We start from the raw sequence: 15,503 nt of genomic DNA on the forward strand, positions 1-15,503 counted from the left end.
TCTATTTGCCTCCTTCCTTAAGTTCGACGGAGCGGAATGCGGCTTGTATTAATTCCTCAAGCCGCTGCTCTCTGTCTGCTAAATATAAATAACCGATCAGCGCTTCAAACGCTGTACTGTAGCGGTAGGTTTGGACGTCCGTGTTTTTAGGAATGGTTCCTGACTTAGCGTTCCTTCCTCTTCTCACAACTGCTTCCTCTTCTTCTGAAAGCAGGCCTTCATTTAGAAAACCATGTATGACATGGGCTTGCGCTTTTGCTGACACATATCGTGTGCCTTCTTTATGAAGCTGATGCGGTCTTACTTTTCCGCTTTGCAAAAGATGCCTTCTTACATATATCTCATAAACAGCATCTCCCATATAGGCAAGCGCAAGACTATTTAATTGTTTTTCATCTAATTTTTCACTGTAGCTGAGCATTTGTTCAGCCTCTCTTCCATCTGGTCCCTTGAGCTGTATCCTCAAGAATGATATTCATTTCCTTTAGCTTGTCGCGAATATCGTCTGCCAGCTGGAAGTTACGGTCTTTTCTTGCTTGAATTCTCTGCTCCAGCAATTGTTCAATTTCCTCATCAAGCAGTTCTTCTTGTTCTTTTTCAAGTGAAAGGCCTAAAACGGAGAATAAATCTTCAAACTCCTTTAAAAATGCTTCAATCACAGCTGCAGAAGTGTTTTTCTCCATCAGATAGTAGTTCGCAAGTTTAGAAAGTTCAAATAGAACAGATATAGCATTTGCAGTATTAAAATCATCGTCCATTGCAGTAATGAATTCTTCATGATGCTGACTGATCTTTTGCAGCCATTCTTCATTATGATCAGTCAGTTCTGCACTAGCCTGTTTGCGGTGCTTTAAGTTTTCATATGAAGTACGGATGCGTTCTAATCCAACTCTTGTGTTTTCGAGAAGTTCATCGTTGTAATTAATTGGATTGCGGTAGTGAACGGAAAGCATAAAAAATCTTAATACTTGCGGATCATGCTTCTTAATAATATCGTGCACAAGGACAAAGTTACCTAATGACTTCGACATCTTCTCATTATCAATATTTATATAGCCATTATGCATCCAGTAGCGTGCGAAGGTTTTTCCTGTTAAAGCCTCCGATTGAGCGATTTCATTCTCATGATGCGGGAATGAAAGATCTTGGCCGCCAGCATGAATATCAATCGTATCTCCCAGATATTTTTTCGCCATTGCCGAGCACTCGATATGCCAGCCTGGACGTCCTTGCCCCCAAGGACTATCCCACTTGATTTCGCCTTCTTTGGCAGATTTCCACAATACAAAATCCAGTGCATCTTGCTTCTTTTCACCAATTGCAATCCGAGCACCAACTCGAAGTTCATCTATAGATTGATGTGAAAGCTTTCCATACCCATCAAATTTTCGTGTATGGAAGTATACATCTCCTTCTGATTCATACGCATAGCCCTTATCAATTAACGTTTGAATAAACTCAATGATAATATCCATGCTCTCAGTTACACGAGGGTGAACATCTGCTCGTTTGCACCCTAGAGCTGTTACATCTTCAAAATAAGCATCGATAAAACGCTCCGCAATTTGCGGCACTTCTTCGCCCAATTCTTTCGCTGTACGTATTAACTTATCGTCAACATCGGTAAAATTTGAAACATAGTGTACATCGTAGCCTCTATATGTTAAATAATTTCTCACTGTATCAAAAACAATTGGCGGACGGGCGTTCCCTATATGAATATAGTTATAAACCGTCGGTCCGCATACATACATTTTCACTTTCCCTTCCTCTAAAGGAATAAACGGTTCTTTTTTTCTTGTCATTGTATTATAAAGCTGAATAGCCATTATACTTTGCTCCTTTCTTTCTTTAACAACTCTAATTCATTTTTCAAGGCTAAAAGTTCCTCATCTATTTCTTTCATTCGGTCAAAAAGCGGATCCGGCAAATCAGTGTGATTTAAATCCTTGATCTTCACACCGTCCTGCACCTTCACTCGTCCCGGAATCCCAACCACTGTTGAATTAGGAGGGACATCGTGAAGCACAACTGAACCAGCCCCGATTTTTGCATTTTCCCCTATCGTAATCGAGCCCAGCACTTTAGCTCCTGTCGCAATAAGCGCATTATCCAAAATGGTCGGATGCCGCTTGCCTTTTTCCTTGCCTGTTCCGCCTAATGTTACTCCTTGGAAAACTGTTACATTATCACCGATTTCACATGTTTCTCCAATAACAACACCCATCCCATGATCAATAAAGAATTTCCTTCCTATTTTTGCACCAGGATGAATTTCAATTCCTGTGAAGAACCGGCTGAGCTGTGAAATCATTCTTGCCAGGAAATAAAACCGCTTTTTGTAAAACTTATGAGCAAGTCTGTGTGCCCAAACAGCATGCAAACCTGAATACGTTAAGATGACCTCCAAACTGCTTCGTGCAGCGGGATCTTGTTCAAACACCACTTCGATGTCCTCTTTCATTCGCTTAAACATAAACACCCCTCCTCTGGGCGATTTGCTTTTCTCGAATAGTATTTTCCGGGAAATATTATCCGTGTGTCTTGAAATATTGCGCGTGTAAATCAGGAAGCTGAATACTGCTGCCATTTGCTGAGGAGTAAAAGACAAACATGGAAAAACTCCTCAGCTATCATTCCATTGCTTTGATCAAAATAAAAAACGCCCCTGTCAAATGACAGAGACGTTTTACCCGCGGTTCCACTCTGTTTAGACTAATCGATTGAACGATCATGCCTCAACTTTAGCCTAGTAACGGATAGGTTCCGCCTATATCTACAGCACTCTTTTCTAAAGAGCTATCTTATCGTTCGATACAGGGCTCAGAGGGGCACTTCAAAAAATGAGAGGCCTGAACCACTTTCAGCCGGTGATGGTTCTCTCTAAAAAGCTTCATTTCCCTACTTTTCCTCTTCCACGCTTTAAATTGTTTTTAATTATATTTACTATATTACATTTTCCCCAATATGTTAACCTAAAATGCTCATGATTCTGGTTTTTACTTTTTCTTTACCTAAAAGCTCAATTGCCTGCGGCAGATCCGGACCATGTGTCTGGCCTGTTGTTGCAGAACGTATCGGCATAAATAAATTTTTCCCTTTTTGTCCTGTCTGCTTTTGCACAGCCTTCATAGCTGCCTTAATTCCATCAGCCGCAAATGACTCAAGGTTTTCAATTTCACCTAAAAATGCATTTAACACTTCAGGTACCTGTTCGCCTGAGAGCACTTCTTTTGCTTCGTCTTCTATATTCATTTCCTCGGTAAAAAATAGTTCAGACATTTCGACGATTTCAGCACCAAAGCTCATTTTTTCCTGGTACAAAGCAATGAGCTTTCGCACCCACTCTTGCTTCTCTGGGGAAAGCTGTTCCTCTGCCTTTCCAGTTTTCACTAGATGCGGCAGAGACAGGCTGACAAGTCGATCCAGATCAATCGTTTTCATATATTGATTGTTCAGCCATGTTAATTTTTGTTTATCAAACAGCGCCGGGGATTTAGAAAGACGGCTTGCGTCAAATAAATCAATAAATTGTTCTTTACTATAGATTTCTTCTTCTCCAGCAGGCGACCATCCAAGCAGTGCAATAAAGTTAAAGAGAGCTTCAGGTAGATAGCCAAGCTCTTCATATTGCTCAATAAATTGAATGATAGACTCATCCCGCTTGCTTAATTTTTTACGGCTTTCATTGACAATTAAAGTCATATGACCAAAAACAGGAGGCTCCCAGCCTAAAGCTTCATAAATCATTAACTGCTTTGGTGTGTTTGAAATATGATCATCTCCGCGCAGAACATGTGAGATGGCCATAAGATGATCATCAACCGCTACTGCAAAATTGTATGTTGGAGTGCCATCCTTTTTCACAATAACATGATCACCAATTCCATCTGATTCAAACGATACCTGTCCTTTTACCATGTCATCAAAAGAGTATACAACCCCTTTGGGAACAAGGAATCGGATGCTTGGCTTTCTGCCTTCCGCTTCTAGTGCTGCTCTTTGTTCTTCCGTTAGATTGCGGCACTTTCCAGAGTAAATTGGATTTTCACCTTTTGCCATCTGTGCTTCGCGCTCTGCTTCCAGTTCTTCTTCTGTGCAGTAGCATTTATAAGCATGGCCCTTCTCCAGCAATTCTTGAGCATATTTTTGATAAAGGTCATTTCTTTCAGACTGACGATAAGGACCATACTCTCCTTCTTTATCTACACTTTCATCCCAATCGATTCCAAGCCAATTTAAATATTTAAGCTGGCTCTCTTCTCCGCCTTCGATATTACGCTTCTTATCAGTATCTTCAATGCGAATGATAAATTTCCCGCCTTGACTGCGTGCAAATAAATAATTAAATAGAGCTGTACGTGCATTTCCAATATGTAAATGTCCCGTTGGACTTGGTGCATAACGGACACGAATATTATTTGACATCATAGTGCCTCCTTATTTTTTTACTTCATTTTCGTATTTTCTCTAAGCTGCTAATGCGCCATTAGCTTTCGCGCTTTTTTAATAACACAACCGCCTGTGATGCAATCCCTTCACCTCTGCCGGGAAAACCAAGCTTCTCAGTTGTAGTTGCCTTTACATTGATATTCTCAATCTCTGTCTCGAGCAAGAATGCAATTCTTTCTCGCATTTTATCAATATGCGGAGCCATCTTGGGCATCTGGGCAATGATCGTACAATCCGCATTTACAAGCTCAAAGCCTCTTTCTTTAACCAGAGCCCAAACATGCTGCATAAGTTTAGCAGAGTCAGCATCCTTAAATTCAGGGTCTGTATCAGGAAAATGTTTTCCGATGTCCCCAGCTGCAATTGCACCTAAACAGGCATCGGCTACTGTATGCAATAGTACATCGGCATCCGAATGTCCTAATAATCCTTTTTCATATGGTATCTCAATCCCGCCGATAATAAGAGGTCTTCCCTCTGTCAGCTGATGTACATCAAATCCTTGTCCAATACGAAACATTCCATTCAACTCCTTGTTAGAAATATGCCTTAAGATGTCTATACTCTGTAAAGCAGCAGGGTCTTCCTCTATCCTATTGCTGCCTTACGGCGAAAGACTCTAATAAAAACGAACTTACTTTAGAGGAATAAGCGGAAAACCAGACACCAGTTTCCCTATTTGCCTTTCTTCTTCCCTTGCATTCTCTTATTCATAATAGCTTCAGCAAAGTAAAGATCTTCTGGTGTCGTCAGCTTGATATTGTCATAACTGCCTTCAACAATTTTGATATTGCCATTAGTTCGTTCCACCAGACTTGCATCATCTGTTCCGACATAGCTTTCTCTTGCAGCTCGTTCATGTGCATCAAGCAGCATAGGCAGGCGGAATGCCTGAGGAGTTTGGACAGACCATAGCGATGCCCGTTCAACCGTTTCTGAAACCAAGCCTTCATTTGCTTTTTTCACGGTATCCTTCATAGGCACAGCTAAAATAGAGGCACCTGTTTCTTCTGCTGCCTCTACCAAGCGGCTAATGGCGTCTATTTCAACAAATGGCCTTGCTGCATCATGCACTAAAACGATGCCTTCCCCATTTAGTTCCTTCACCACATGATACACGCTATGCTGGCGTTCTTTTCCGCCATAGATAAGAGACGCAACTTTTTTAATCCCATATTTTCGCAAGAGCTTTTTCATTTCCTGTTCATCATCCGGGTGGATTGCAAGATGTACCGCTTTACAATTTCGATCTTGTTCAAACACCTTTAATGTATGTATAAGCACAGGGACTTCCCGAAGCTCGAGCAGCAGCTTGTTCTTACCCGCTTCCATTCTTTTACCTTGCCCGGCCGCAGGAATGATCACTTCATAACCCATCGTAATCTCCTATCCATTTGGTCAGTATCTACCTTTTATAACATCATCATTCTATCAGATAATCAATTCACTAGAAAGAGAGCAAAACAGCAATCCTTTATAATTCTCTGTTTTATCTGCTGATGCTCCTAAAACTTATAGGATCTTTTTAAGTAACTCCTCTAAAATGACGCAATCTGCCTTTTTAATTCCCGACAATTTGAAAAGAGCTGTTAGCAAACAGCTCTATCAGTCATGTTAATATTATAATGCTTTTTCTAATAGTTTGGGTTTCGCAAATATCATTCTACCTGCAGAGGTTTGGAGAACACTTGTAACCAGAACATCAATATGTTTTCCAATATAATTGCGTCCTTCTTCAACGACAATCATCGTTCCGTCATCTAAATAAGCAATACCTTGGTTTTGCTCTTTTCCATCTTTAATGACTTGCACCTTCATTTCTTCGCCTGGAAGAACAACTGGTTTTACAGCGTTTGCAAGATCATTAATGTTAAGAACAGCTACCTTTTGCAATTCACATACTTTATTAAGATTAAAATCATTGGTGACGACAACACCATTAGATATTTTAGCTAGTTTAACAAGCTTGCTGTCTACCTCTTGAATTTCTTCAAAGTCACCTTCATATATTTCTACCTTAATGGAAAGCTCCTTTTGAATACGGTTGAGTATATCTAAACCGCGGCGTCCTCTATTTCGTTTAAGCACGTCAGATGAGTCTGCGATATGCTGCAGTTCCTCGAGAACAAATTGCGGGATCACAATCGTTCCTTCCAAAAAGCCTGTTTGGCAGATATCCGCAATACGGCCATCAATAATAACACTTGTATCTAAGATTTTCAGTGTCTTAGGCGCGGCCTTTTCAGAATCTTCTTCAACCGCTTTCTTTTTCTTACTTGTAAATAATGTTAATAGTTCATCCCGCTTCTTAAACCCTACCTGAAAGCCCAAATATCCAAATAGCAGTGTCAATACAATCGGTGCAACTGTATTTAAAATCGGCACTTCAATGGCTGTCAATGCATATCCAAAAAGGAATGCAATTACCAAACCAACTATTAATCCTACACTTCCAAAGATTATATCCGTAATGGGAACCTTAACGAGCGACTCCTCTGTCCAGCGCACAAAGTTGACAACATAATCAACCGCCCAAAAAGTAATAAGATAAAATATAATGGCACCTAACACAGCGGACATATATGGATTATTTAATAAAGCAACTCCATCTAATGCAATAAACGATAATAATTGAGGAATTAAAAAGATTCCAAGCGTAACTCCAGTAATAAGGAAGCATGCCTGTACAATACGTTTTAACATTCCCTCACCTCCTTTTACTCATTATAAACAAATTTTCCAAATCGAAACCTTCTATTACAGATAATTTTATTTTTGTAACACAAATGTTATTCTGAAAAACTAATTCACCTTAAACTTTTTCCAGTTAAAAAGGTATACCACTAGGTTAGCACCTCACATCATAAGGTGTCAAATAATAACCAAACATTTTAGCACAACCAAATTTATAGTTCAATGGTCTCTATACATGTCTATCTAAAAAAACTTGTGTTTTAATACGCTTTAAGCCCTCTTTAATTTTTTTTGCTCTTACTTCGCCAATGCCATCAACATCATCTAACTCTTCAATGGTAGCACCCATAATATTTGACAGCTCCTGAAATTGTTCTATTAAATTTGCGATAATAATGGATGGCATCCTTGCTACTTTATTTAGCATTCTGTATCCTCTTGGCTGCTTCATCTCTTCTAAATGAATGTAGCCCTGATAACCAAGAAGTTTTAATATGACACTATCCTCTGCTCTTTCCCCATTTGAAATGCGCTGAAGAGAATCAAGTACTTCTTTTGCATTCATACTGGGTGAAAAAGCATAATCCTTAATAATAAACTCAGCCTCTTTTTCTATTTCAGTCAAGAGTTCATCCATTTGCAGCCGAATTAACCTGCCTTCTGTGCCGAGTTCACACAGGAATGTCAGCAGTTCATTTTTAATTCTGAACACCATGGATACACTGTGCAGTACATTAACAAGATCAGCGTAAGTAACCCCTTCCTCAAATTCCAGCATACTTAAATCTGTTATTCTTTGTTCAAGGACAGCCTTATATTTTTCAAGTGTTTGTACAGCTACATTTGCTTTTGTTAAAATAACGCCTATGTCGCGGAGGGCATAACGCAAAGAGCTTTGATAAAGAGTGATGACGTTTCTTCTCTGCGATACTGCAATAACCAGGGCACCTGTCTGCTTAGCAACACGCTCAGCCGTACGGTGCCGCATACCTGTTTCGGTTGAAGGGATGCCCCGGTCTGGCGCAAGCTGAGCGTTCGCTACTAATATACGACTTCCTTCCTCGTTCAAAATAATAGCTCCATCCATCTTGGCCAGCTCATATAAGTAGCTGGGAGTAAACGGACAATCAATCTGAAAACCGCCTTCTACAATTCCATCTGTCTGCTCTTTGGAGCCTAAGACGATCAACCCTCCCGTATTGGCTCGCAGAACATTTTCAATCCCTTCACGGATTGGTGTTCCAGGCGCCATAAACCGAAGGACTTTGGTGATCTTTTTTTCGTCCGTTTTTTTTGCTTCCATATTTACCTCCCTAGTGCTTCATTTAATGCCTCACTAACTGAATTAACACCTATTAGCTGAACACCAGCAGGAGCTTGCCAGCCTCCAATATTATTGGCGGGAAGGATCACTCTTTCAAAACCAAGCTTTGCAGCTTCTTGAACACGCTGTTCGATTCGGGACACGCGGCGGACCTCACCGGTTAACCCTACCTCTCCAATGACGCAGTCGGTTGCACGGGTCGGTTTATCCCGGAAGCTTGAGGCGATGCTTACTGCTACCGCTAAGTCAATGGCCGGTTCATCGAGCTTTACACCGCCGGCAACTTTTAAATATGCGTCTTGATTCTGAAGAAGAAGACCAACTCTTTTTTCTAAAACCGCCATTAATAAAGGAACTCGATTATGGTCAATTCCTGTTGCCATTCTTCTTGGATTCCCAAAGCTCGTCGGTGAAATTAGCGCTTGAATTTCCACTAAAACCGGACGAGTTCCTTCCATTGAAGCAACCACCGTGGAGCCTGCTGCCCCTTCAGACCTCTCCTCGAGAAAAATTTCAGACGGATTTGCCACTTCTTCAAGTCCCATTTCCTTCATTTCGAAAATGCCCATTTCGTTTGTAGAACCGAATCGGTTTTTCACAGCACGCAAAATCCGGTATGTGTGATGGCGCTCCCCCTCAAAATAAAGAACGGTATCCACCATATGCTCTAATAAACGGGGTCCAGCAATCGAGCCTTCTTTTGTTACGTGGCCAACAATAAAGATAGCAATCCCTTTTGTTTTAGCGATTCTCATTAATTCCGCCGTACACTCGCGTACTTGTGAAACGCTTCCCGGAGCCGAGGTAACCTCAGGATGGTAAATCGTTTGAATAGAATCAACGATCACAAAGGCAGGGCTGGTTTGTTCAATGGTTCTGCTGATTTCTTCAAGACTTGTTTCAGAGTAAACAAGCAGCTGCTCAGACGTAATACTGAGGCGGTCTGCCCTCAGTTTTGTCTGTCTCATCGACTCCTCCCCGGATATGTATAAAACCGAGTGGTTCTTTTTCGCAAGCTGTGAAGAGACTTGAAGGAGCAAGGTCGACTTCCCGATCCCTGGGTCTCCTCCTATTAAAACGAGTGATCCCCTAACAACACCGCCTCCAAGTACTCTATTTAATTCCTGTGATTCTGTCAGTACCCGCGGTTCTGATATCGTTTCAATTGTCGTAATCGGAGTAGCTTTCGAGGCTGTTGCCATTCCCTGAGAGTGAGCAAATGCTCCTCTTCTTGAATTAGCGGGTTTTTCAACTTCCTCCACCATTTTATTCCACTCACCGCAGCCTGGACATTTCCCCATCCATTTTGGTGATTCATATCCGCATTCCTGACACATAAATTTCGTTTTCCGTTTTGCCATTACTTTCCCCTTCTTCCATACTTCTATATATATTTCACAAATATAACAATTATCATTGATTCCAGTTAAATACTTATTGATGATTTATAACTATAACAGACAGACTATGGAAAGAGAACTAAAGAGATAAAAAGATAAACAGGAGGACAAGGAAGGAAGGAAGGACGATCAGATCAGCATCATTATTACTGAAGTCATTAGAAGGATATTACTTATAGAAAAGGTACACGAAAATTCGTTCGTGTACCTCAATAAACTTATGCCTTATTTAAATTTGCAGTCCCGCTAGCTTCAGCTGTCTTAACGGTAAACTCGCCATCTTCGACATCAATGACAACATTTTGACCTGTTAATACAGTTCCTTTTAAAAGCTCTTCAGAAAGACGATCTTCAATATGCTTTTGAATTGCCCGGCGCAATGGTCTTGCTCCATACTCCGGATCATAACCTTCTTCCGCGATTTTTGTCTTAGCCGCTTCAGTAAGATCCAGCTGGATTTCTTGTTCCTGCAGGCGTTTAGTCAATGAATCTGACATGAGCGAAACAATTTCCTGCAGATGTTTCTTTTCTAGTGCGTGGAAAACAATGATTTCATCAATACGGTTCAGGAATTCTGGACGGAATGCTTTTTTCAGCTCCTCCATTACTTTTCCTTTCATATCTTTGTAATCCTGATCTCCCTCTTGAACATTGAAACCTACATACTTGTTGCGTTTTAGAGCTTCTGCTCCAACATTTGAAGTCATGATTAAGACTGTATTACGGAAGTCAACTGTTCTGCCTTTTGAGTCTGTCAGTCTTCCGTCCTCTAATACTTGCAGAAGAATATTAAATACATCTGGGTGTGCTTTTTCAATTTCGTCGAGCAGGACAACAGAGTATGGCTTTCTGCGCACCTTTTCTGTCAGCTGGCCGCCTTCATCATAGCCAACATAACCTGGAGGAGATCCCACTAAACGAGAGGTAGAATGCTTCTCCATGTACTCGGACATATCAATGCGGATCATTGCATCTTCATCGCCGAACATAGCCTCTGCCAGCGCTCTTGCCAATTCTGTTTTCCCTACTCCTGTTGGTCCAAGGAACACAAATGATCCGATTGGACGTTTAGGATCTTTTAATCCTGCACGTGCACGGCGCACAGCCTTAGAGATTGCTTTAACAGCTTCCTCTTGTCCAATGACACGGGAATGAAGAATTTCTTCTAAATTAAGCAATTTTTGCGTTTCTGTTTCTGCCAGCTTAGAAACTGGAATTCCTGTCCAGCTAGCTACAACATGTGCAATATCCTCAACCGTTACTTCGCTATTTTCTTTGCCTTGCTTCTCTTTCCAAGTTTTCTTGGTTTCTTCCAGCTGTTCGCGCAGACGCTGTTCTGTATCACGCAATGATGCTGCTTTTTCAAATTCTTGGCTTTGTACAGCTGCATCCTTTTCTTTGCGGACATCTTCAAGCTTAACTTCAAGTTCCTTTAAGTTTGGAGGAGTCGTATAAGATCTCAATCTTACCTTTGAACCAGCTTCATCAATTAAATCAATTGCCTTATCTGGTAGGAAACGGTCAGAAATATAACGATCCGATAATTTAACTGCAGCTTCAATTGCCTGATCTGAAATGGTTACACGGTGATGCGCCTCATAACGGTCTCTTAATCCTTTCAGGATCTGAACAGATTCATCGGACGTCGGCTCATCAACGGTAATCGGCTGAAAGCGGCGTTCAAGTGCTGCATCCTTTTCAATGTACTTGCGATATTCATCAAGCGTTGTAGCACCAATACATTGCAATTCACCGCGCGCAAGGGACGGCTTTAATATATTTGAAGCATCAATGGCACCTTCTGCACCACCAGCACCAATCAAAGTGTGAAGTTCATCAATGAATAAGATAATGTTTCCGGCCTGGCGAATTTCATCCATTACTTTCTTCAATCTATCTTCAAATTCACCGCGGTATTTTGTTCCCGCAACAACAGTACCCATATCTAGTGTCATAACTCTTTTATCTCGCAGTGTCTCTGGCACTTCATTATTGATAATTTGCTGTGCTAATCCTTCAGCAATTGCTGTTTTACCAACCCCTGGTTCACCAATTAAAACAGGATTGTTTTTTGTACGGCGGCTAAGCACTTCAATGACTCGCTGAATTTCTTTACTGCGCCCAATAACAGGGTCAAGACTTCCTTCTCTTGCAATCGCAGTTAAATCTCTCGCTAATCCATCAAGAGTTGGGGTATTGGCATTTGCTGATGCACCGCCCTGATGGCCTCCAGATTCATTGCTTCCTAAAAGCTGAAGCACTTGCTGTCTCGCTTTATTTAAGCTGACGCCCAGGTTATTTAGTACACGTGCAGCAACACCTTCCCCTTCACGAATTAACCCAAGGAGAATATGTTCTGTCCCTACATAGGAGTGACCCAGCTTTCTTGCTTCATCCATTGATAATTCAATTACTTTTTTCGCTCTTGGCGTATAATGCGGTGATTGTGAGACTTCCTGTCCTCGTCCAATTAAACTCTCTACCTCAGTCTGAATCTTCTCAGAACCAAGTCCTAGAGCATATAATGCCTTTGCCGCAATTCCCTCTCCTTCTCGAACCAAACCGAGCAGGATATGTTCTGTTCCAATATTATTATGTCCAAGGCGGATTGCTTCCTCTTGTGCTAATGCAAGTACCTTTTGCGCTCTTTCAGTAAATCTTCCGAACATCATATGATTATCCTCCCAACTATTTGCTTTCCATTTGTAATCTTTCCCGAATGAGTGTTGCTCTGCGGATATCCCTTTCCTGTGGTCTTAAAGGTCCGCCAGCATATTGCTGTAAAAAGCCAGGCTGAGTCAAAATCATAAGCTCATTTAAAATATTTTCAGATACATTTTCAATGTATCCCATATCAATGCCAAGGCGAACATCAGACAAACAGCGTGCCGCCTCTTTTGATTCAATGATTCTGCAATTCAGGAGAGTCCCATATGAACGGAAAACTCTGTCTTCTAATTGTATGTTAGAAGTCTTTGCTAATGCTTCCCTTGCTGACCTTTCCTGTGAAATTAATTGACTGACAACACTTTTCAAGTCTTCGGCAATATCTTCTTCGGATTTACCTAACGTCATCTGATTTGAAACTTGAAAGATGTTCCCTAATGCTTCGCTGCCTTCCCCATAAATTCCTCTAACGACTAAACCGAGTTGATTAATTGCAGGGATAATTCGATTAATCTGCTGTGTTAATACAAGACCCGGCAAGTGCATCATAACAGAAGCACGAATACCCGTTCCTACATTGGTAGGACAGCTGGTTAGAAAACCAACCTTTTCATTAAAAGCATAATCAATTTCTTCCTCAAGCCAATTGTCAATTGTATTAGCCATCTGCAATGCTTCTAATAACTGAAAACCTGGGTATAGGCATTGAATGCGTATATGATCCTCTTCATTAATCATGATACTAATCTCTTCACTTTCTGATAGCAGGCAAGCACCATGTGTAGAGTTTTCCGCTAAGTGAGGGCTAATTAAATGCTTCTCCATTAATACCCTTTTCTGCAGCGGCTGCAATTCATCCATAAGCAGCAATTCCAAGCGCTTATCTTCTATTTCTCCAGGATGCACTAATCGTTTTTTGACTTGATCAATAACGGCTTCAGCCTCATCCTTCTCAAACAATGTTGGAAATCTATATTGCTTTAGATTCCGAGCAAGCCGAATTCGAGAACTTAAGACTATATCTGAATCCGGTCCCTCCGTACTCATCCAGGAGCTAATCGCCTGGTTAATAAAACGCTCCAACGACAAGTTATTCTCCCTCCTCATGAGCGGATTTCAGCTCTTTTTCTAACTTTCTTATCTCATCTCGTGTTAAGGCAGCTTCTTCAAACTCTTCATTCGCAATAAATTCTTTCATTTTCTGTTTGAGATCTTCGATATTCTTTCGTAAATGAATACTTCCTCCGATTCTGGCGGGAATCTTTCCATTATGTGTTTCGTTCCCGCTATGAAGCCTTCTAAAAATAGGAGGAAGCTGTTCACTAAATGTTTCATAGCATTCCGCACAGCCAAACCTGCCAACCTTAATAAATTGCTTATATGTCATAGAGCAATTAGGGCATTGAATGACCTTTTCATTCTGAAAAGCATTTTGGCTGTTGCCCTGATAAGCTGGCTGTACATTAAGAAGTCCTGCCAAGAGATTATGGATGGAGTAGTTCTGTCCATTGTTGAACATAAACATCTCCCCTTTTTCTGCCGCACATTTTTCACATAGCTGAAATTCTGCTTTTTCGCCATTTACTATTTTCGTAAAGTGCAAGGTAGCTGGTCTTTGATTGCATTCCTGACAAACCATTGGTTCCCCTCCAACCTGCTGTTTATTTATATTTCAAGGTTGTAAGCATTGCTTTTAACATACGTGCTCGAAGTTCATCTCTATAGGGCAGGTCTATATATAGTACCGATCTGTCAATGACACTTAGCATGATTTTCGCTTCCCTTTTTGAGACAATTTCTTCTTCAACAAGTCTGTATATAACATTTTCAGCACTATTCTGGGCTATTCGTGAATCGATTATGGAGATAAGCTGATCAATTAAATGTGCGTAATCATAAGACTGCACCTTCATGATCCTTATATAACCTCCTCCTCCTCTTTTACTTTCCACCATATACCCTTTCTCGATTGTAAACCGAGTATTGATAACATAATTTATTTGAGAAGGTACGCATTGAAACTTGTCTGCAATTTCACTTCTTTTGATCTCAACAATCTCCTGCTCGCTCAAGTTCAAAACTTGTTTCAGGTAGTTTTCAATGATGTCCGATATATTTCTCACCCGGCCACCCCCTATCTGACTTTGACTATATTTGACTTATATTATACATGATCTATGTAATAGGTTGCAACGAACTAGCATTAAACATTTTCCCCTAAATTTTTGTTCTTCAAACCTCGAAAAAGGAAGGAAATGTTTGATTTTATGTTTTAAAGTTAAAGTAGAAATAGAATGAATATACTTCTTCCAATAACTAGACCTTTCGGGCGTTTCGGTCCATTCCTCCAAATCCAACTACAAGATTTAGAATTTCAAATACAAAAAAAGCACATCTAAACAGATGTACTTTTTCATGTTGCCCGGCAGCGTCCTACTCTCACAAGGGGACAGCCCCTAACTACCATTGGCGCTGAGAAGCTTAACTTCCGTGTTCGGGAGGGACGGGTATGACCTTCTCGCTATCATCGTTCGGAAATCGATAAACTTCACATCTCTTCGTCATCTCACTCGTCAAGGTCCTCACGTACCAACTACGTACGTTCCGGCCTTTCCTCAATCGATTCCTCGACCTGTTTGCTTCTCGCTTCCCTCACAGTTTGGCAAAAAGATAAATTAAGCAAACTTACATTCTTAAGACTATACCTTGCGGCATTTTAGGCCCTTTCTCCAATTCCAACTACAAGCACTGACCCTCCCATGTTTCTCGAAGTTAAACAGTCGTCTTCAATTTAGAATTTTAACGACAAAAAAAGCACATCCATATAGATGTGCTTTTCCATGTTGCCCGGCAACGTCCTACTCTCACAAGGGGACAGCCCCTAACTACCATTGGCGCTGAGAAGCTTAACTTCCGTGTTCGGGATGGGAACGGGTGTGACCTTCTCGCTATCGCCACCGGACTAT

Annotated in this window: 13 protein-coding genes and 2 rRNA genes; all 15 read right to left on the reverse strand. The window is 41.0% G+C overall.

The features are described from left to right. Position 1: 1 nt before the first annotated feature. Positions 2 to 421, reverse strand: coding sequence for a Mini-ribonuclease 3 (locus tag F7732_RS20965; protein ID WP_151575974.1), 420 nt, complete (start codon positions 419 to 421; stop codon positions 2 to 4). 4 nt (positions 422 to 425) lie between these two features. Then, a complete protein-coding gene (gene cysS / locus F7732_RS20970) occupies positions 426 to 1,829 on the reverse strand; it encodes a cysteine--tRNA ligase (RefSeq protein WP_151575975.1) in 1,404 nt (467 codons plus the stop codon). Continuing rightward, a complete protein-coding gene (gene cysE, locus F7732_RS20975) occupies positions 1,829 to 2,476 on the reverse strand; it encodes a serine O-acetyltransferase (RefSeq protein ID WP_151575976.1) in 648 nt (215 codons plus the stop codon). The genes cysS and cysE overlap by 1 nt, the downstream gene beginning before the upstream one ends. Positions 2,477 to 2,970: 494 nt before the next feature. Further along, a complete protein-coding gene (gene gltX / locus F7732_RS20980; RefSeq protein ID WP_151575977.1) occupies positions 2,971 to 4,428 on the reverse strand; it encodes a glutamate--tRNA ligase in 1,458 nt (485 codons plus the stop codon). A 61-nt stretch (positions 4,429 to 4,489) separates the two neighbouring features. Next, the gene (gene ispF / locus F7732_RS20985; protein WP_151575978.1) at positions 4,490 to 4,972 is read right to left on the reverse strand and encodes a 2-C-methyl-D-erythritol 2,4-cyclodiphosphate synthase; all 483 of its coding nucleotides are present in this window, start codon (positions 4,970 to 4,972) and stop codon (positions 4,490 to 4,492) included. A gap of 155 nt (positions 4,973 to 5,127) precedes the next feature. Beyond that, positions 5,128 to 5,829: a 2-C-methyl-D-erythritol 4-phosphate cytidylyltransferase gene (gene ispD / locus F7732_RS20990; RefSeq protein ID WP_066441637.1), complete on the reverse strand. Its 702-nt coding sequence runs from the start codon at positions 5,827 to 5,829 to the stop codon at positions 5,128 to 5,130. Between the two features lie 243 nt (positions 5,830 to 6,072). Continuing rightward, on the reverse strand, positions 6,073 to 7,155 hold the full coding sequence (locus F7732_RS20995) for a PIN/TRAM domain-containing protein (RefSeq protein ID WP_151575979.1): 1,083 nt from the start codon (positions 7,153 to 7,155) through the stop codon (positions 6,073 to 6,075). 220 nt (positions 7,156 to 7,375) lie between these two features. Beyond that, positions 7,376 to 8,449, reverse strand: a complete 1,074-nt coding sequence (gene disA, locus F7732_RS21000) for a DNA integrity scanning diadenylate cyclase DisA (protein ID WP_151575980.1) — start codon at positions 8,447 to 8,449, stop codon at positions 7,376 to 7,378. A gap of 2 nt (positions 8,450 to 8,451) precedes the next feature. Beyond that, positions 8,452 to 9,831, reverse strand: a complete 1,380-nt coding sequence (radA, locus tag F7732_RS21005; protein ID WP_151575981.1) for a DNA repair protein RadA — start codon at positions 9,829 to 9,831, stop codon at positions 8,452 to 8,454. A gap of 257 nt (positions 9,832 to 10,088) precedes the next feature. Next, a complete protein-coding gene (gene clpC, locus F7732_RS21010; protein WP_151575982.1) occupies positions 10,089 to 12,542 on the reverse strand; it encodes an ATP-dependent protease ATP-binding subunit ClpC in 2,454 nt (817 codons plus the stop codon). Between the two features lie 16 nt (positions 12,543 to 12,558). Then, entirely contained in the window at positions 12,559 to 13,626 is a 1,068-nt protein-coding gene (locus F7732_RS21015; RefSeq protein WP_151575983.1) for a protein-arginine kinase McsB, read from the reverse strand. Between the two features lies 1 nt (position 13,627). Then, complete coding sequence (locus tag F7732_RS21020) at positions 13,628 to 14,176, reverse strand: protein-arginine kinase activator protein McsA (RefSeq protein WP_151575984.1); 549 nt, start codon at positions 14,174 to 14,176, stop codon at positions 13,628 to 13,630. A 22-nt stretch (positions 14,177 to 14,198) separates the two neighbouring features. After that, positions 14,199 to 14,660, reverse strand: a complete 462-nt coding sequence (locus F7732_RS21025; RefSeq protein ID WP_151575985.1) for a CtsR family transcriptional regulator — start codon at positions 14,658 to 14,660, stop codon at positions 14,199 to 14,201. Between the two features lie 297 nt (positions 14,661 to 14,957). Further along, positions 14,958 to 15,072: ribosomal RNA gene (gene rrf, locus F7732_RS21030) — 5S ribosomal RNA — on the reverse strand. Between the two features lie 310 nt (positions 15,073 to 15,382). Beyond that, positions 15,383 to 15,499 (reverse strand): 5S ribosomal RNA (gene rrf / locus F7732_RS21035). Between the last annotated feature and the right edge of the window lie 4 nt (positions 15,500 to 15,503).

This window comes from Bacillus mesophilum, from assembly GCF_008923265.1.
GTDB classification, from domain to species: Bacteria; Bacillota; Bacilli; order Bacillales; family Cytobacillaceae; genus Cytobacillus; species Cytobacillus mesophilum.